Here is a 17,244-nt window from a genome sequence, read left to right as displayed (position 1 = left end):
CTTGAACGCGGAGGGGCCGGCGTGCCGGACCCTGGGACCGTTGCCGATGAAGATCTTCCAGTGCCAAGCCTGCGACCAGCCGGTCACCTTCGAGGCGACCGTCTGCGAAAGCTGCGAGCGCCGCCTCGGCTACGTCTGCGCCCGGCACGAGGTCTCGGCCCTGGAGCCCGCCGGCTTCTCGACCCATCCCCGGATGGGCGGCGCACAGATCTTCCACGCCTATGCCGATCCGGGCCCGCGCTACCGGTCCTGCCAGAACGCGGTCTGGCACGCCTGCAACTGGCTGGTGCCCGAGGGCAGCGCGGACATCTTCTGCACCTGCTGCCGGCACAACCGCGTCGTGCCCGACCTCACCGTGCCGTGGAACCTCGCCCGCTGGCGGCAGGTGGAGGCGGCCAAGCACCGGCTGTTCTACTCGCTCCTGCGCCTGGAGCTGCCCCTGGCCACCCGCGTCCAGTACACGGACGGGCTGGCCTTCGACTTCCTGGCCGACCCGTCGGACGGCAACGCCGCCGGGGCGCCGGTCCTGACGGGCCACATCAACGGCCTGATCACCATGAACATCGCGGAGGCCGACGACGTGGAGCGGGAGCGCCGCCGGATCCTGTTCGGCGAGCACTACCGCACCCTGCTCGGGCACTTCCGCCACGAGATCGGGCATTATTTCTGGTACCTGCTCGTGATGAACGGGCCCTTCGTGGACTCCTTCCGGGGACTGTTCGGCGACGAGAGCCGCAACTACGTCCAGGCCCTGCAGGGCCACTATGCCCGGGGGGCGCCCGCCGACTGGGAGGAGAGCTACGTCTCGGCCTACGCCACCGCCCACCCGTGGGAGGATTTCGCGGAGACCTTCGCCCACTACCTGCACATCGTCGACACGATCGAGACCGCCTCGAGCTTCGAGCTGCACGTGCGCCCGCGCCTGCGCAAGGGCCTGCAGCCGCCGACGGTGATCGACTTCGACCCCTACGACACCTCCGACATCGACCGCCTGATCGAGACGTGGCTGCCGCTGACCTACGCGGTGAACTCCCTCTCCTACAGCATGGGCCAGCCGGCCCTCTACCCGTTCAAGCTGACGCCCGCGGTGATCGCCAAGCTCGCCTTCGTGCACGAGCGCATCTACGCCGCCCGCATCGGGGTGGTACCGAACCCCGACGAGGCCAGCGCCGACATCCTGCGCGCGGTCATCACCGGCCTCCGGCAGAAGGTGGCGGCGCCGATGGTGTGAGGCGGGCGCCCTCCGGCGAGGCCCCCTGCCCTCACCCCCGCCGCGCTTCGGCGAAGGCGCGGAACGCCTCCAGGGTCTCGGCGCTGACATGGTGCTCGATGCCCTCCGCGTCGCGCCGGGCCGTCTCCGGGCTGACGCCGAGCGCGCAGAGGAACCGCTCCACCACCCGGTGGCGCTCCCGCGCCTCGCCGGCCAGGCGCTTGCCCGCCTCGGTGAGGAACACCCCGCGATAGGGCCGCTGCTGCACCAGCCCCTCGTCGCACAGGCGCCGCAGCATCTTGGCCACGGTCGGCTGCGCCACCCCGAGCCGGGCGGCGATGTCCACCTGGCGCGCCTCGCCCCCGTCGCCGATCAGGTCGTCGATCAGCTCGACGTAATCCTCCACCAGCTCCAGCCGGCGCGCCTCCCGGGCCTGCCGGAAGCTCTCGACGTGGCGCTCGGGGTCCACGAGGGCGGTGTCGCTCCGCTCCGGGCCGTCCGGTTCCTGCATCCGCGCTGCCTCCTCCGGGGCTCGGATCCAGTCTCTAGAGCCATGCCCGATCGCGTTGCAATCCGGCCCGCGCCCGGCCGCCCCGGACAGGCCCCCGGCGGCCCCTTGCCCCGAGCCTGGGCTTTTCTATATAGCACAAGCTATATTCATGGGGTGTGATCGGGATGGCAGGCGAATTCGCCGCGGCGGACAGGGAGGCCGGGGGCGGCCTCAGCCGGTCGACGCAGGCCGGCATCCGCGCGGTGCTCGACGGGCGGCCGGGCGGGCGGGCGCGGTTCCTGCTGTTCGCGGGGCCGGCGGTCACCGCCTCGATCGCCTACATGGACCCCGGCAACTTCGCCACGAACATCCAGGCCGGCGCCCGCTACGGGTATCGCCTGCTCTGGGTGGTGCTGGCGGCGAACCTGACGGCGATGCTGTTCCAGGCCCTCTCGGCCCGCCTCGGGATCGTCACGGGCAGGAACCTCGCGGAGCATTTTCGCGATGCGCTGCCGCGGCGCTGGCGCTTCGCCGCCTGGGGCATCAGCGAGGTGGCGGCCATGGCCACCGACCTCGCCGAGTTCCTGGGCGGCGCCATCGGCCTGTCCCTGCTGGCGGGCATCCCCCTGATGGCGGGCATGGCGATCACGGCGGTGGTCACCTACGCGATCCTGCTCCTGGAGAACCGGGGCTTCCGGCCCCTGGAGATCGCCATCGGCGCGATGGTGGGCACCATCGGCCTCTGCTACGCCGCCGAGCTGCTGATCGCCCCGGTGGCCTGGGGCGCGGTCGCGAGCGGGCTGGTGACGCCGGCGATCCCCGATGCCGAGGCCCTGACCATCGCGGTGGGGATCATCGGCGCGACGGTGATGCCCCACGCCCTGTTCCTGCATTCGGGCCTGACCCAGGGGCGCGGCGCCCCCCGGGACGAGGCCGACCGGCGGCTCCTGGTGCGGTTCTCCGACCGGGAGGTGGTGGTGGCCCTGGCGCTCGCGGGCCTCGTGAACATCGCGATGGTGATCATGGCCGCCTCGGCCTTCCACCCGGGCCACAGCGGGATCGCCGAGATCGGCGAGGCCTACCGCACCCTCACGCCCCTCCTCGGGCCCGCGGCGGGGGCGGCCTTCCTGGTCTCGCTCATCGCCTCCGGCCTGTCCTCCTCGGTGGTGGGGACGCTGGCCGGGCAGATGGTGATGCAGGGCTTCACCGGCTGGCACATCCCGCTGCTGGTCCGCCGCCTCGTGACCATGGCCCCGGCCTTCGCCGTGGTGGCGGCGGGGGTCGATCCGACCCGGGCGCTGGTGCTCAGCCAAGTGGTGCTGTCGCTCGCCCTGCCGGTGCCGATGATCGGCCTCGTGGTCTTCACCGGCCGCCGCAGCGTCATGGGCCCCTTCGCCAACGGCCCCTGGACCCGGGCCGCGGCGCTGGCCGGGGCGGCGGTGGTGCTGGCGCTCAACGTCGTGCTGCTGGCCCAGGCGCTCGGGGTGCCGGTGCCGGGCCTGGGGGAGTAGCGGCGCGCGGGCGTTCGCGCCACGAACGGCGAGGCCCGCCATCCGGGGATGGCGGGCCTCGGTCCTCGGACGGGTGGGGCCTCAGCGCGACAGGAAGGTCTGGTTGCCGCCCCCGTGGCAGTTCCACGCCGCCACCCCCGCACCGGCCTGGGTCGAGGCGCCCCACACGTCCACGCAGTAGTTCGCATAGGCCGAGACGAGGGCATTGCCCGAGCCCTGGGCCTTCGGCGTCCAGGACTGGTTCGTCCCCCCGTTGCAGGCCCACTGGAAGATCTGCGTCCCCGCGCCGACGGGGGGATTGCTCAGGTTGAGGTCGAGGCACCGGCCGGAGGCGACGTTGATGAAGGCCGTCCCGCCATTGGCCGGCTGGCGGCGCCATCTCTGCTCGGCCGCGCCGGTGCAGGTCTGCTGCGTCACCGAGGTGGCGTCACCGGTGCCGCCCGTCGGCCCCGAGAGGCACAGGTTGGAGTGGGACGCCCTCAGCACTTCGTCGGCCGCGGAGCCGTCCTGCGGCGGGGCCACGCAGAACGAGGCGTCCTGCTTGAACAGGTCGCTGCCGTCCGGCTGCGCCAGGCCGAGGGAGAAGTTGCGGTGGCGCAGGTACATCCCCGGATAGTTCACCGACTGGTACGAGACGCATTGGCCCGAGGTGCAGCTGCATGAGCCGGCGAGGGAATTCACCTGCGTGAACGTCGCGTCCTGCTTGAACCCGTCGCTGCCGTCGTTGCCCTGGACGTAGCCCTGGAAGTTCTGGTGGCGGAGATACTGGCCGGCCGTGGTCGACGAGGCGAAGGACACGCCCTGCCCGGTCAGGCCCGTCACCACGCGGAAGGTCGCCTGCTGCCTGTCGGCGGTGCTGCCGGGCACGGCGAGCTTCACGGTGCCCCCCGCATTCATCAGGTAGTAGGTCGGGAAGTTGCTCGCCTGCAGGCTCACGGGCGTGCCGGCCGCCGTGACGGCGCCGCCGGTCGTGCCGGTCCCGGTGCCCGTGCCGCCGGTGCCGGTCCCACCGGTCCCGGTGCCTCCCGTGCCGGTGCCTCCGGTGCCCGTACCGCCCGTGCCCGTGGCGGCCTGGGCGACGTAGCTCGTGGCCTGGGCCGGGGCGGCGACGCCGTCGCCGAGGGCGACGATGATCCCCGGCGAGGGCACGCCGTTCCGGTCGATGGCGACGAGCTGGTAGTAGCCGGGGGGCGCGACGTTGCCCGAGGCCGGGGCCTGGACCGTCACGGCGTTGCCCGATTGCGAGAAGCTCGCGCTGTAGCGGCGCTGGGTCGAGTTGAAGCTGTAGGTCACGAGGCTGGTGCCCACCAGCACCACCTGCGACAGGCCGTTCTGCGAGGCGAGCTCGAACTGCAGGGACTGGCCGTGGGACACCTGCAGGGCGCTGAGGCTGACCACCTGCGGCCGGGGCGCGAGGGCGGCGGCGCCGTTCCCGGCGGTGAACAGGTAGGGCGGGTAGTAGACCTCCGCGTTCTGGTTCGACACCGGGCCCGGCGCGCCGCCGCCGGCGCTGAGCAGGGCGCCGTTCTGCAGTCAGGATCACGGTGGAGTGGTAGCCGCGGTAGACCCCGGCGGCCGCGCCCAGGGACCAGCGCCCGGTCGCCGGGTTCCAGATCTCCGCCTGGGTGACGGCGTTGGCGTCCGCCTGGTCGTTGTACTTGCTGCCGCCGGTCACGGCGACCAGCCCGGTGGGCAGGACCGTGGCGGTGGCCCAGGCACGGCCGAAGTTCATCGGCGCCGTCTCGGTCGCGGCGGGCGTGCCGCCGTTGAGGTCGACCACCGTGGCGCGGCTCGACGACACGAACCCGTCGCCGTTGGTGAAGCTGTTGCCGCCGACCTGGAGGATCTTGCCGGTGTCGTACAGCACCGCCGTCGAGGCCGGGCCGGTGTTCGGGGCGTCGCCGGCCCCGCTCGCGTTCCGCGGCGGGTCCCGGAAGGCCATGGCCGTGATCGCGCCGTTACCGGTGGGATCGAGGTACCACATCTTGTCGGAGCTGATGCCGAACACCTTGCCGTTCGGGGCGACCCAGGCACGCGGGTACCAGAAGCGGCTGTTGTCCGGGCCGAAGGCGTCGCGGCTGTTGGCGCCGAACAGGCTGATCCACTTGGTGCCGTCGTAGAGTTCCGGCGTCATGCCGGTCATGGTGTTGTTGTTGATCGCGGTCTGCGGGTCGTTGAAGCCGGGCGCGTAGGGATAGGAGCCCCCGATGACGAGCTGCCTGCCCGTGGCCAGGGTCAGCATGCTCGCATAGTAGCGGTCGTTGGCGACCTTGGAGGCGAGGGCGTTGACGGCCGTCGCGGTGCTGTTGAGGACGACGCTGCCCTTGTCGTTGCCGTTGTCGAAGATGCCGCCGGTGGCCATCATCGTGCCGTCCGTGCGGAAGGCCTGGGCGCCGCAGAAGCTGTTGATGCCCACGACGCCCGGCAGGGTCACGTGGCCCCCGGCGAGCCCCTTGGTCGGGTCCCAGATGTCGAAGGTGCGGCCGTCCTGGACGGAGGGGCTGTTGGCCGCCGTGCCGTAGGACACGACCTTGCCGTTGGGCAGCAGGCCGAGGGTGATGGCGTTCATCGGCCAGTTGCTGACGCCGGACCACATGCCCGCGGTGGCCGCCGAGGCCGGGATCGACAGGCCCGACAGGAGCGGGTCCGTCACTTGGTTCACGACGACGTTGAACATCGCGGCCCCGGCCGGGCCGGGCAGGCCGCCGGCCAGCATCGTCGCCGACAGGAGGGCGACTCGGTGGGCCCTGAGGCGGGCCGTCCGGTGGGAGGGGGCGTGCGAAGACATCGTCTGATCCATCGTCGGAAGGGAAAAGCCCGGGAAGCGCGCAGGACGACGGGTCCGGCCGCGGGGGCAGGTGGAGGGAGGAGGTGGACGGGGGTGAGAGGGGGGAGGCGGCCCGCCGGGTCGTCCGTGACCCGGCGGGTGGATCGTGCGGCCGAGCCGGCTCGGCCGGTGCGGAAACGACTGAGTCGGTCTCTATTCGCGGCTAATATCTCGCTGGTTGATCTGACTTGTCGGCTCTAATAGCGACCGACATAGCCGCCGGAAATTGACGAAACGTGGATCTCGCTCAAATTTGCCGGCATATCGTAAATCGGCGTGATGAATGACCGCGCGATGACAGCATTCGCGCGGGAAGGGCCGACTTTCTTGGTAAATTTCCGCCGAAACCGGTCACGGCGGCGCCGAATCACCCGGCATCGCCGGGGCGCTCAGTTCGCCCGCACCACGACTTCCACGAGGTTCGCCGCGCCGGAGCCGATCCCGGCTTCGATGGCGGGCGCGATGTCGGCGGCCTTCGTCACCCGCCGGGCCGGCACGCCCATCGAGGCGGCCAGGGCCGGAAAATCGATGCGCGGGTCGGTGAGGTCCATGGCGATGAAGCGGTTGGCCCGGGCCGAGGCGTAGTGGGCCTGGCCCTTCATGAACATCTTGAGGATGTTGTACTCGGCGTTGTTGATCACCACGAAGGTGACCGGCAGCTTCTGGTGGGCGGCGGTCCACAGGGCCTGGGGCGAGTACATCGCCGCCCCGTCGCCCACGACGCAGACCACGGGGGCGCGGTCGATCCCCAGCGAGAACCCCACCGCCGCCGGCATCCCCCAGCCGAGCACGCCGCCGCGCATCGCCGCGTACTGGTGCGCCGAGGGGCTGTCGAGGAAGGTGCGCAGGCGGGTGAGGGTCGCGGGGGCCTCGTCGATGATCGGGGTCTGCGCGCCGACCGCGCGGGCGACCTCGCGGGCGGCCACCAGGGGGTCGATCACCGGGTCCTCGAAGGCGGCGTCCGCGGCGGCGTGGAGCTTGCTGCGGCGGGCGGCCTGGTCGGCCACCGCCGCCTCCCGCAGCCGGGCGAAGGCGTCGGCCCGGTCGGTGAGGCGCGGGGCCAGCAGCGGCAGCAGGGCGTCGAGGGAGGCGCGGATGTCGCCCACCGTGGAGAGGGCGGTGGCGTAGGTGCGGCCGAGGTCGCGCACGTCCGCCGAGAGCTGGAACACGGCCGTGCCCGGGGGCACCGCCGAGCCCTCCGAATAGAGCACGGTGATGAGCGACTTGCCGCCGAGCGCGAACACCGCGTCGTAGCGCCCGAGGATGCCGGCGATGGCGTCGGCCCGGGTCGGCAGGTTGCCGGCCCAGAGGGGATGGCTCGTGGGGAACGGGATGTGCGCCGGCCAGGACGAGCCGTAGACCGGGGCGGCCAGCAGGTCGGCGAGCGCCACGGTCTGCGCGGCGGCGTCGGAGGAATCGATCTCGTCCCCGGCGATTACCGCGAGCCGCCCCGGCGCGACGGCGGCGAGCTTCTCCGCCAGGAGGCCGAGGGAGCCCGCCACCGCCCGCTGGTCGATGGTGGAGGTCTCGCCCGCCGGCACGTCGGTGAGGGCGTCCATCACGTCCATCGGCAGGGACAGGAAGACCGGGCCGGAGGGGGCGGCGGCGCAATCGTGGAAGGCCCGGCGCAGGAGGACGGGGATCTGGTCCGGGCGCGTGACCTCGCGGGCCCACTTCACCACCGGGTCGGCGATGGCGACGAGGTCGCCCATCAGCAGCGGGTCGGTCAGCGCGTGGCGGGTGTCCTGCTGGCCGGCGGTGACGACGAGGGGCGTGCCCGAGACCTGGGAGTTGACGAGGCTGCCCATGCCGTGGCCGAGGCCCCCGGCGGTGTGGAGGTTGAGGAAGGCGGGCCGGCGGGCGCCCTGCGCGTAGCCGTCGGCCATCGCCACGGCGGTGGCCTCCTGCAGGGCCAGCACGTAGGCGACGTCGGGCGCCTCGGTGAGGGCGTCGATGAGGGGCAGTTCGGTGGTGCCGGGATTGCCGAAGATGTAGCGCACCCCCTCCGAGCGCAGCACCTCGACCAGAAGCTCCGCGCCCCGGCGCCGCCCCGCGGCCTCGACGGTGGTGATGGTCATCGTGAGTCCCCCCAAGCCGGCGCGAGGCTAGCCGGGGGATCCCAAAGGGCAAGCCCTTTGGTGAGGCGGGGGGCGAAGGCCGGCGGGTCCCCGTCCTCAGCGCAGCCTGTCGATCAGCGCCCGGGTGAAGGGCGGGAGCGCGTCCAGGGTCCGCAGGCACAGGGTCAGGTCGCGCCGGGCCCAGGGGTCGGAGAGGGGGACCACGGCGAGCGCCAGGGTGCGGGCCGCCCGCAGCGCCGTGCTCTCCGGCAGGATCGCCAGCCCGACCCGGGCCTCCACCAGCCGGCACACGGCGTCGAAGCCGCGCAGCTGCGCCCGCAGGCGCATCGGCCGCCCGGCCCTGGCCGCCTTCTCCACGAGGAAGCGGCTGATGGCGCTGCGCCGGTCGAGGCCGACGAGCTCGCGCTCCAGCACCTCGGCGAAGGCGACCTCCGGCCGTTCCGCCAGGGGATCGCCCCGGGCGGCCACGAGGACGAACCGGTCCTCCCGGAACGGGATGGTGGCGAGGCGGCCCGTGTCTACCGTGCCGGAGAGGATGCCGAAATCCGCCACCCCCTCGGCCACCAGCCCGACGATCTCGTCCGAGGTGCGCTCCTCGATCTCGACGGCGATGCCGGGATGGGAGGCGAGGAAGTCCGACAGGGGCGCGGGCAGGAATTCGATCAGCGCGTGGGTGTTGGCCACCACCCGGATCTGCCCCGCCGCCCCGCCGGAATAGGCCGCCATCTCCTCCCGCAGGCGCTCGGCGGCGGCGAGGATGGCGCGGGCATGGCCGAGGAGCGCCCGCCCCGCCGGGGTGGGGCTCACCCCCTGCCGCCCGCGGGTCAGCAGGGCCGCGCCCAGGCTCTCCTCCATCGCCCGGATCCGCGCCGAGGCGGCGGCCAGCGCCAGATGCGCCCGCTCCGCCCCGTGGGTGATCGAGCCCGCCTCCACCACGTGCCGGAACAGGCCGAGGTCCACGAGGTCGAAGCGGAGCATCGGCGGTTCGCCGGTCAGAACGGGCTGACGGGGAAGAAGCGCAGGTAGAGCTCGGTGTACTTCCCGTCGTCCCAGACCCGCTGCAGGGCGTCGTCCAGGGCGCGGGCCAGGGCGGCGTCGTCCTGGCGGGTGACGAGGCCGATCCCCTCGCCGAAATAGCGGTTCTCCAGATAGGCGCCGCCGATCAGGGCGCAGCAATTCTCCGCCTCCTGGCCGCCGACGTAGAGGGCGAGGTTCAGCCCGTCGGCGAACAGGTAGTCGATCTCCCCGCGCTTGAGGGCGCCCTCGGCGGCGGCGAGGTCGGTGAAGTCGTGGGCCTTCGCCTTCGGGAAGAAGGTGCCGAGATAGGCGGCGTGGGCGCTGCCGCCGATCACGCCCACGCCGCGCCCGGCCAGGGAGGCCGCGGAGGGGGAGGGCAGGCCCCGGTCGGTCCGGGCGGCGAAGCGGGCGGGCCAGCGGAAATACGGCCGCGTCGCCGTGAACGTCCGGCGCAGGCCGGGGGTCAGCGGGATCGCGGCGGCGACCACGTCGCCCTGCTTGGCCTCCAGGGAATCGAGCAGCGTGTCGAAGCGGCGGGCCTGCACCGTGCAGGTGATGGCGAGCTTCTCGCACACGGCCCGGGCCAGCTCCACGACGAAGCCGGTGGGGGCGCCGTCGGGGCCGGCGAAGTGGAGCGGGGGGAACTCGTCGTCCGTCAGGAAGCGCACGGCCCGGCCGGTCTGGGGCGCCTCGACCCGCTCGCCGCGGCTGCGCGGGTTCCAGAAATCCGGCACCGCCACCGAGGGGACCGCCGCCGACGGGACCGCCACCGGGGGGGGCGGCACGGCCGGGCCCGCCGCCGCGGCCGGGGCGGCGAGGCCGAGCCAGAGGGCGGCGCCCACAGCCCCGGCCCGGCACGCGCTTGACCGGGGGGGGCGGGCGGTGCTCCTGAGGGAGCGGGACGACGGGGGCGGGCTCACCCCGCTCCCCTAGCACGGCTCGGGCCCCCTGCGGGAGCAGAACCTGCGGTGTCGGTCCCCGCGCCCGGACCTGTCACGGTGCCGCGCCTCCCGCCGGAGATCGCCTTCCTCGCGGCCCAGGGCGCGGATCCGCGCCTCCTCGCCCAAGCGGTGTCCCTGGCGGAGGCGGCCGGGACCGACGCGGCGACGGCCCTGCTCCACACCGGCCTCATGGACGAGGAGACCTATTACCGGAGCCTCGCCCGGGCGCTCGGCGCCCGGTTCCTCGACGGCCCGGTGCCGTTCGGGGGGCGCCTCGCCTACCCCGACTGCCTCGTGGCCGGCCTCGCGCCCCTGGCGCCGGGCGCCGGCGCGGCCGCGGTGATCGCCCCCCGGGGCCCGGCCGTGGCGGACCTGCTCGGCGGCGCCGGCCGGGGCGGCGGGCCGGCCATCACCACCCCGACGCGGCTGCGCGAGGCGGTGTTCGCGGCCGTTCCGGAGGCCGTCGCCGGCCATGCGGCGGGGGCGCTGCGGCGGTGCGCGCCGGAGACGGCCGCCCGGCCGCCCGGCCCGGGGCTCCTGGTCCTCGCCCTGATCCTCGGCGCGGCCCTCTGCCTCCACGCCGCCGCGCCGGGCCCCGTGGCGCAGGCCGCGACGGTCGCGGGGCAGGCCACCCTCCTGGCGCTGACGGCCTTCCGCATCGCCGCCCTGGCCATCCCCCCGCCCCCGGCGGAGGCGCCGCCCCTGCCCGAGGCCGCCCTGCCGGTCTACACGGTCCTCGTCCCGCTCTACCGGGAGGGGCGGGTGGTGCCGCGGCTCCTGCGCGGGCTCGCCGCCCTCGACTATCCGGCGGCCAAGCTCGACATCAAGATCCTGCTCGAGGCCGACGACCGGGAGACGGCCGCCCTCCTGGCCGCGATCCCCCTCCCCGCCCGGTTCGAGGTCGTCACCGTCCCGCCGGGGCAGCCCCGGACCAAGCCCCGGGCGCTCAACGCCGCCCTGCCCCTGGCGCGCGGCAGCCTGCTCGTCGTCTACGACGCCGAGGACGTGCCCGAGCCCGACCAGCTCCGCAAGGCGGCGGCGATCTTCGCGGCCGAGCCGCCGGACACCGCCTGCCTCCAGGGCCGGCTGGTGATCGACGACCACGGGGACGGCCTCCTGCCGAAGCTGTTCGCCGCCGAATATGCCGGGCTGTTCGACGTGCTGAACCCGGCCCTCGCCGCCCTCGACCTGCCGCTGCCCCTCGGGGGCACGACGATGCACCTGCGCACCCGCGTCCTGCGGGAGCTCGGCGGGTGGGATGCCCACAACGTGGCGGAGGATGCCGACCTGGGGATCCGCCTCGCGCTGGCGGGTTACCATGTGGGCGACCTGCCGAGCGCCACCTACGAGGAGACGGCGAAGGGCTTGCGGCGCTGGCTCGCCCAGCGGACCCGCTGGCTGAAGGGCTTCCTGCAGACCAGCCTCGTCCACGGCCGCCGGCCGCTCGCCGGTGCCGCCCGGCTCGGCCCCCTCGGGAGCCTCTGCGCCGTGGCGCTCCTGCCCGGCACGGTCGCCTCGGCGCTGGCCTACCCCGTCTGTTTCGTCGCGGCGGTGGCGGCCTTCCTGTCCGGCGGGATCGGGGTCGCCCCGACCTTCTGCGGCAACCTCGGCCCGGGCCTCGCGCTGACCCTGTTCCTGGCCGGGCTCGTCGCCCTGATCGGCCCCGCCGCCCTCGGCTGCCGGCGGCGGGGCTGGCGCGACCTGTGGCCCCTGCTGCCGCTGATGCCGGCCTACTTCTTCCTCGTGAGCCTCGCCGCCCTGCAGGCCGTGGACGAGCTGATCCGCGCGCCCCACCGCTGGAACAAGACCGAGCACGGCCTCTCCCGCTCCTCGCGCAGCGGCAAGCTGACCGGGGGCGGGCCGCAACGGAACGGCGGGTCCGGCCGTTGACCGGCCATGAGCGAGACGTCCGCCACCATCGCCATCCTGATCGGCACCCCGGCCGGTGCCCGACTCCTCGCCTCGGGGACGGAGCGCGACGCCGCCCGGGCCGCGGAGCTGTTCCTGCTGCGCCTGCCCGCCCGGGCGCTCCCGGCCCCGCTCTGGGTCCAGTGCGGCGACCGGGTCGCGGGCGACCGCCTCACCGCCTACCTCGCCGACTTCCAGGCCGAGCGGGTGCGCGAGCGCGACGGGATGCCGGAGATGCCGAAGCCCTGACGGCGCGGCCCTGAATTTCCCGCGCCGTCCCGCCGGAAGGTGCTAAGGCGGGCCGCCACAACGAGCGGACCGCCCCACCCGTGACCTCCCCTGCGGACAGCCCGATCCAGACGCTGCTGCGCCTCATGGCGGAGCTACGCGACCCCGAGCGGGGCTGCGCCTGGGACGTCGCCCAGACCTCGGCGAGCATCGTCCCCTACACGATCGAGGAGGCCTACGAGGTCGCCGACGCCGTCACCCGGGGCGACCGCGACGACCTGCGCGACGAACTCGGCGACCTGCTCCTCCAGGTCGTGTTCCACGCCCGGATGGCCGAGGAGGAGGGCGCCTTCGCCTTCGACGACGTGGCCCGCGCCATCGCCGCCAAGCTGATCCGCCGCCACCCGCACGTCTTCGCCCCCGACGGCACCCTCCTGCCGGAGGGCTCGCCCCGGTGCGACCCGGCGGCGGTCGAGGCGCAGTGGGCGGCGATCAAGGCGCAGGAGCGGGCGGACAAGCCCGCCCCCGCCGCGGCCCCCGATCCCCTGGGGGGCGTCGCCCTCGCCCTGCCGGCCCTGATGCGGGCGGAAAAGGTCTCGCGCCGGGCGGCCTCCTACGGGTTCGACTGGGACGACGCGGCCCAGGTGATCGCCAAGGTCCGCGAGGAGACCGACGAGGTCGCGCAGGCCCTGGCGGAGGGAGAGGCCGGGGCGGTGGCCGAGGAGATCGGCGACCTGCTGTTCTCCGTCGCCAACCTCGCCCGCCACGCCGGGATCGACCCGGAGGCGGCCCTGCGCGACGGCACGGCGAAGTTCGAACGCCGCTTCCGGGCCATGGCCGAGGAGCTGCACGCCGAGGGCGGCGCGCTCGGCCGCTCGGACCTCGCCGCGATGGAGGCCGCCTGGGGCCGGGTGAAGCACAAGGAGAAGGGGTAAAGGCCGTTTGTAGGAAAAGCGGCGGCCATCGCTTTCTTCATCGGCGGGGGCGTCGGGCCGCTGATCGGCATCGGCGTGACGGGTTTCACCCTGCTTCAGGCCGTCATGGTCTTGGTTTGGTTCTTCGTCGGGTTGGTCTTACATTCCATGGCCCAGACCGTCCTCGGAGGGCTGCTTCCATGACGTTCGGTATCGTCTACCTGCTCTTCGTCGTTCCGGCCGTCGCGCTGGGCCTCGGCGCGCTCGCCGTCGTGACGACGAGACGGAGCGCGGAACGGGTCCGCGACATCGAACGTCGGCGGATCGCGAACTGATCCGCCCTCACGCGGCGATTCCCTCCAGCACGAGCAGCACCAGCGGCAGGGCCGCGCCGGCCAGCACCGTCTGGAGGGCGATGATACCGGCCATGAGGGGGGCGTCGCCCCCGAGCTGCCGGGCCATGATGTAGGAGGACGAGGCGGTCGGCAGGGCCTGGAACAGCAGCGCCGTGGCCGCCGCGGGGCCGTGCAGGCCGAGGGCGCGGCAGGCGAGCACCGTCGCCAGGGGCATCAGGCCGAACTTCACCGCCGCGGTCACGGCCAGGGGCCGGATCCAGGTCCGGGCCGTGCCGAAATCCAGCGCCGCCCCGACGCAGAGGAGGCCGAGGGGCAGGGAGGCCTGCCCCAGGGCCTTGAGCACCGGATCGACGCCGGGCGCCAGGGGCAGGCCCGTCGCCTGGAGGGCGATGCCGACGAAGCTCGCCACCACGAGGGGGTTCAGGGCGAGCTGCCGGACGACGGCCGCCGGGGCGAGCGGCCCGGCGGACCCGAACCGGGCGAAGACGAGGACGCACAGGACGTTGACGGTCGGCACGATGGCGGCGTTGGCCACCGCCGCCAGGGCGATGCCCTGTGCCCCGAACAGGCCGACCGCCGCCGAGACCCCGACATAGTTGTTGAAGCGGATGCCGCCCTGGAACACCGAGGTGAAGGCCGCCCCGTCGAGGGCGAGGCGCGGGCGCAGGGCCAGGAGCGCCAGGGCCACGGCCACCGTCGAGACGACGAGGACGGCGGCGAGGGCCAGGACCGGCACCCCGTCGAGCCGGGCGGTGGCGAGGCCGTGGACGAACAGGCTCGGCAGCAGCACGTAGTAGCCGAGCCGCTCCGCCTGCGGCCAGAAGGCCTCGGCCAGGAATCCGGCCCGGCGCAGGCCGGCCCCGAGGCCGATCAACAGGGCGATCGGCAGCAGGGCGAGGAGGAGCGCTCCGGTCACGCGGCCGCGTCCGGGGGGATGCTATGGGCGGAGGCAGGGGACATCGGCGGGGAGCCCGTTCGTGGCGCCCCCTTCCATAGGCCCGCCGGGCGGGGCTGCAAATGCGCGGGGCGATCCACGATGCCCGCGGGCCGATTCTATCCTCGCGCGTGTCCCGAGTGTCTGGCCGAACGCCCGTCTTATCCCTTCCACACCCTCATCCTGAGGTGCGGCGAGAGCCGCCGCGACGGAGGGCACCAGGGATCGCACGGCGGGCTGGATCCCTCCTTCGAGGCCCGCTGGCGCGGGCACCTCAGGATGAGGGTGAGGGGGGGACGACACTGACGTTCCGGCCGGACACCCGGAACGAGGCTGGGGGTGGGATCACGGTCGCAACGATCCCCGCACGACGGGGAGCGCCCCCTACGTCACGCTGCCGGAACGGGCGTTCGTCGCGCCAGGTCGATCCCGGCGCTCCCCATCCGGCTCAGCCTCAGCCGGTCTCCTGACCGCCGGCCTGTTGCCAGAAGCTGGCGAGCTGATGCGCCAGGAGCCGGCCGAGCAATTGCTCCATCTTGGACAGGTCGAGCCGACCCTCCGCCCAGGCGGCATCCGCGGCGTCGAGGGCTTCGAAATAAGGCTTCCGGTTGTCGACGATCTGATCCGGGATCGTCGGCGTCCCGGGCAGGAGAGTCCGGGCGGCGATCGACAGCACAACATACGATGCGATGCGCGAGGTTCGGCCGTTCCCGTCGGCGAACGGGTGGATCCAGTTGAGGCGCCACATCACGTAGGCGGCCAGATAGACCGGGGACGCCTCGTCCCAGCGGTCGTTTACCTCGTCGCACAGGTCCTCGACGAGTGCGGGGACGAGGTGCGCCCCCGGCGGCGCGTGCCTGCTCCCGCTGATCTCGACACCGCCGGGCCGGAAGTTTCCCGCATACATGCTGATGCCGCGCAGGGCTTCCCTGTGAAGGCTCAGGATCAGGGACGGCCGCAGCCTGTACCGGCCCTCCCGTTCGAGGGCGTCCTGAATCGCCGCGAGTCCGGCATCGTACTGCCGGAGGCCGTTGAGGGCTTCGGCCTCCGCCCGCGCCTGGGGATCCCTGATGAGCTCGGGCTCGAGGGCGCGGCTGTCGCGCTTCTCAGGCCCTCCCGTGCTCATCGCGCTCTTTCGCGAGCTTGTCCGCCTGCCGGTCCACCATCTCGCGCGTGATGAGCCGATTTTCGAAATGGGTGTTGCCGTAGGCGAAGCTCCGGCGCTGCTCCTCGCGCTGCTCGGGCGAGGGCTGGGCTTGCCGGGCCGCGCTCAACAGCTGCTTCAACGCATCCGTCATGGCCTGCCCTCGATCGCTCCGCGCCCCGGTCCCGCCCACACGCTACAACCCGGCGAGGGACGTTTCGTAGCCTATCGCCCCGACTTATGGACAGGCAATCCGCCGGTCGTGGCTCGGCCGGGCCGCCGGGCGCCCCCTACGTCACGCTGCCGTAGAGGTCGTATGCCTCGGCCCGGTCGATCTTGACGGTCACGATGTCCCCCACCCGCACCGGGCGGCGGAAGCTCGCGTGGACGGTGCCGTCGATCTCCGGGGCGTCGGCCTTGGAGCGGCCCCGGGCGACCCCGCCCTCCACCGCGTCGACGATGATCGGCATCCGCCGGCCGACCTTGGCGCGCTGCAGGCGGAGCGCGATGACGTTCTGCGTCTCCATGAACCGGCGCTTGCGCTCGGCCTTCACCTCCGGCGGCACCGGGGCGCCGAGGGCGTTGGCGGCGGCGCCCGCCACGGGCTCGAACTCGAAGCAGCCGACCCGGTCGAGCCTGGCTTCCTTCAGCCACTCCAGCAGTTCCTCGAACTCGGCCTCGGTCTCGCCGGGGAAGCCGACGATGAAGGTCGAGCGGATGGCGAGGTCCGGGCAGGCGGCCCGCCAGGACCGGATGCGCTCGAGCTGGCGCTCCTGGTTGCCCGGCCGGCGCATCCGCTTGAGCACGCTCGGGCTCGCGTGCTGGAGCGGCATGTCGAGGTAGGGGAGCACCTTCCCCTCCGCCATCAGCGGGATCACCTCGTCCACGTGCGGGTACGGGTAGACGTAGTGCAGCCGCACCCAGGCCCCGAGCTCGCCGAGTTCCCTGGTGAGGTCGTAGAACCGGGCGCGGACCTGCCGGTCCCGCCAGGGGCTCTCGGCGTAGCGGATGTCGAGCCCGTAGGCGCTGGTGTCCTGCGAGACGACCAGCAGCTCCTTCACCCCGGCCTTGACCAGCTTCTCGGCCTCCCGCAGCACGTCCGCCGCCGGCCGGCTCACGAGGTCCCCGCGCAAGGACGGGATGATGCAGAAGCTGCACCGGTTGTGGCAGCCCTCGGAGATCTTCAGGTAGGCGTAGTGCCGGGGCGTCAGCTTGATGCCCTGCGGCGGCACGAGGTCCACGAACGGGTCGTGGGCCGGGGGCGCCGCCTCGTGCACCGCCGCCAGCACCGATTCGTAGGCCTGGGGGCCGGTGACGGCCAGGAGCGCCGGGTACTTCTCGCGGATCTCCTCGGGCTGCGCGCCCATGCAGCCGGTGACGATGACCCGGCCGTTCTCGGCCATGGCCTCGCCGATGGCGGCGAGCGATTCCGCCTTGGCGGAATCGAGGAAGCCGCAGGTGTTCACGATGACGAGGTCCGCCCCGTCGTGCTTCCGGGCGAGCTCGTAGCCCTCGGCGCGCAGGTGCGTCAGGATCCGCTCCGAATCCACCAGCGCCTTCGGGCAGCCGAGGGAGACGAACGAGATCTTGGGGGCGGCCCCGGCGGCGGGGGCCGCCCGGGAGGCGGCGGCCTCCGCGTCGGCGGGGAACGCGCGGATCTGGGGCGAGGCGGTGCTGGTCATGGGC

At 73.3% G+C, this 17,244-nt stretch carries 18 protein-coding genes; 9 read left to right on the top strand and 9 right to left on the bottom strand.

Features of this window, described 5'->3' with window-relative positions; genetic code table 11:
* The first annotated feature begins 46 nt into the window (after positions 1 to 46).
* Positions 47 to 1,231, top strand: a complete 1,185-nt coding sequence (locus MKK53_RS15425; RefSeq protein WP_243929588.1) for a putative zinc-binding metallopeptidase — start codon at positions 47 to 49, stop codon at positions 1,229 to 1,231.
* 31 nt (positions 1,232 to 1,262) lie between these two features.
* Here MKK53_RS15425 and mntR read toward each other — a convergent pair whose 3' ends face one another.
* On the bottom strand, positions 1,263 to 1,721 hold the full coding sequence (mntR, locus tag MKK53_RS15420; protein WP_243929587.1) for a manganese-binding transcriptional regulator MntR: 459 nt from the start codon (positions 1,719 to 1,721) through the stop codon (positions 1,263 to 1,265).
* 164 nt (positions 1,722 to 1,885) lie between these two features.
* Between mntR and MKK53_RS15415 the strand changes: the two genes are divergently transcribed.
* The gene (locus MKK53_RS15415) at positions 1,886 to 3,211 is read left to right on the top strand and encodes an Nramp family divalent metal transporter (protein WP_243929586.1); all 1,326 of its coding nucleotides are present in this window, start codon (positions 1,886 to 1,888) and stop codon (positions 3,209 to 3,211) included.
* Positions 3,212 to 3,292: 81 nt separating this feature from the next.
* Here MKK53_RS15415 and MKK53_RS15410 read toward each other — a convergent pair whose 3' ends face one another.
* Positions 3,293 to 4,696, bottom strand: coding sequence for an AbfB domain-containing protein (locus tag MKK53_RS15410; RefSeq protein ID WP_243929585.1), 1,404 nt, complete (start codon positions 4,694 to 4,696; stop codon positions 3,293 to 3,295).
* Between the two features lie 215 nt (positions 4,697 to 4,911).
* Between MKK53_RS15410 and MKK53_RS15405 the strand changes: the two genes are divergently transcribed.
* The 3 genes from MKK53_RS15405 to MKK53_RS15395 all read left to right on the top strand — a co-directional run bounded on the left by MKK53_RS15405 (position 4,912) and on the right by MKK53_RS15395 (position 6,006).
* Positions 4,912 to 5,331, top strand: coding sequence for a hypothetical protein (locus MKK53_RS15405; protein ID WP_243929584.1), 420 nt, complete (start codon positions 4,912 to 4,914; stop codon positions 5,329 to 5,331).
* A gap of 165 nt (positions 5,332 to 5,496) precedes the next feature.
* Positions 5,497 to 5,733 (top strand): hypothetical protein, encoded by a 237-nt coding sequence (locus tag MKK53_RS15400; RefSeq protein WP_243929583.1) that lies wholly within the window; start codon positions 5,497 to 5,499, stop codon positions 5,731 to 5,733.
* Between the two features lie 36 nt (positions 5,734 to 5,769).
* Positions 5,770 to 6,006, top strand: a complete 237-nt coding sequence (locus MKK53_RS15395; RefSeq protein WP_243929582.1) for a hypothetical protein — start codon at positions 5,770 to 5,772, stop codon at positions 6,004 to 6,006.
* A gap of 421 nt (positions 6,007 to 6,427) precedes the next feature.
* On the opposite strand, the gene MKK53_RS15390 is transcribed toward MKK53_RS15395, so the two are convergent.
* The 3 genes from MKK53_RS15390 to MKK53_RS15380 all read right to left on the bottom strand — a co-directional run bounded on the left by MKK53_RS15390 (position 6,428) and on the right by MKK53_RS15380 (position 9,918).
* On the bottom strand, positions 6,428 to 8,116 hold the full coding sequence (locus MKK53_RS15390; RefSeq protein ID WP_243929581.1) for a thiamine pyrophosphate-binding protein: 1,689 nt from the start codon (positions 8,114 to 8,116) through the stop codon (positions 6,428 to 6,430).
* Between the two features lie 96 nt (positions 8,117 to 8,212).
* Positions 8,213 to 9,094: a LysR substrate-binding domain-containing protein gene (locus MKK53_RS15385; RefSeq protein WP_243929580.1), complete on the bottom strand. Its 882-nt coding sequence runs from the start codon at positions 9,092 to 9,094 to the stop codon at positions 8,213 to 8,215.
* Between the two features lie 14 nt (positions 9,095 to 9,108).
* On the bottom strand, positions 9,109 to 9,918 hold the full coding sequence (locus MKK53_RS15380) for a transporter substrate-binding domain-containing protein (protein WP_243929601.1): 810 nt from the start codon (positions 9,916 to 9,918) through the stop codon (positions 9,109 to 9,111).
* A gap of 213 nt (positions 9,919 to 10,131) precedes the next feature.
* Between MKK53_RS15380 and MKK53_RS15375 the strand changes: the two genes are divergently transcribed.
* From MKK53_RS15375 to MKK53_RS25450, 4 genes are all read left to right on the top strand, one after another.
* Positions 10,132 to 11,964, top strand: a complete 1,833-nt coding sequence (locus tag MKK53_RS15375; protein ID WP_243929579.1) for a glycosyltransferase family 2 protein — start codon at positions 10,132 to 10,134, stop codon at positions 11,962 to 11,964.
* A gap of 6 nt (positions 11,965 to 11,970) precedes the next feature.
* Positions 11,971 to 12,231 carry a hypothetical protein gene (locus MKK53_RS15370; RefSeq protein WP_243929578.1) on the top strand — a complete coding sequence of 87 codons (261 nt, stop codon included), beginning with the start codon at positions 11,971 to 11,973 and terminating at the stop codon, positions 12,229 to 12,231.
* Between the two features lie 80 nt (positions 12,232 to 12,311).
* The gene (gene mazG / locus MKK53_RS15365; RefSeq protein WP_313901556.1) at positions 12,312 to 13,145 is read left to right on the top strand and encodes a nucleoside triphosphate pyrophosphohydrolase; all 834 of its coding nucleotides are present in this window, start codon (positions 12,312 to 12,314) and stop codon (positions 13,143 to 13,145) included.
* A gap of 179 nt (positions 13,146 to 13,324) precedes the next feature.
* Complete coding sequence (locus MKK53_RS25450; protein ID WP_279599063.1) at positions 13,325 to 13,459, top strand: hypothetical protein; 135 nt, start codon at positions 13,325 to 13,327, stop codon at positions 13,457 to 13,459.
* 7 nt (positions 13,460 to 13,466) lie between these two features.
* Here MKK53_RS25450 and MKK53_RS15360 read toward each other — a convergent pair whose 3' ends face one another.
* From MKK53_RS15360 to rimO, 4 genes are all read right to left on the bottom strand, one after another.
* On the bottom strand, positions 13,467 to 14,396 hold the full coding sequence (locus tag MKK53_RS15360) for an AEC family transporter (protein ID WP_243929577.1): 930 nt from the start codon (positions 14,394 to 14,396) through the stop codon (positions 13,467 to 13,469).
* 472 nt (positions 14,397 to 14,868) lie between these two features.
* Entirely contained in the window at positions 14,869 to 15,540 is a 672-nt protein-coding gene (locus MKK53_RS15355) for a Fic family protein (RefSeq protein ID WP_243929576.1), read from the bottom strand.
* The gene (locus tag MKK53_RS15350; protein ID WP_243929575.1) at positions 15,521 to 15,712 is read right to left on the bottom strand and encodes a hypothetical protein; all 192 of its coding nucleotides are present in this window, start codon (positions 15,710 to 15,712) and stop codon (positions 15,521 to 15,523) included. The genes MKK53_RS15355 and MKK53_RS15350 overlap by 20 nt, the downstream gene beginning before the upstream one ends.
* A gap of 136 nt (positions 15,713 to 15,848) precedes the next feature.
* Positions 15,849 to 17,240 carry a 30S ribosomal protein S12 methylthiotransferase RimO gene (gene rimO / locus MKK53_RS15345; RefSeq protein ID WP_243929574.1) on the bottom strand — a complete coding sequence of 464 codons (1,392 nt, stop codon included), beginning with the start codon at positions 17,238 to 17,240 and terminating at the stop codon, positions 15,849 to 15,851.
* Between the last annotated feature and the right edge of the window lie 4 nt (positions 17,241 to 17,244).

This window comes from Methylobacterium sp. J-076 (genome assembly GCF_022829405.1).
GTDB lineage: Bacteria > Pseudomonadota > Alphaproteobacteria > Rhizobiales > Beijerinckiaceae > Methylobacterium.
Note: the sequence above shows the minus strand (reverse complement) of the source record. Positions and strands in the feature narration are given on the sequence as shown.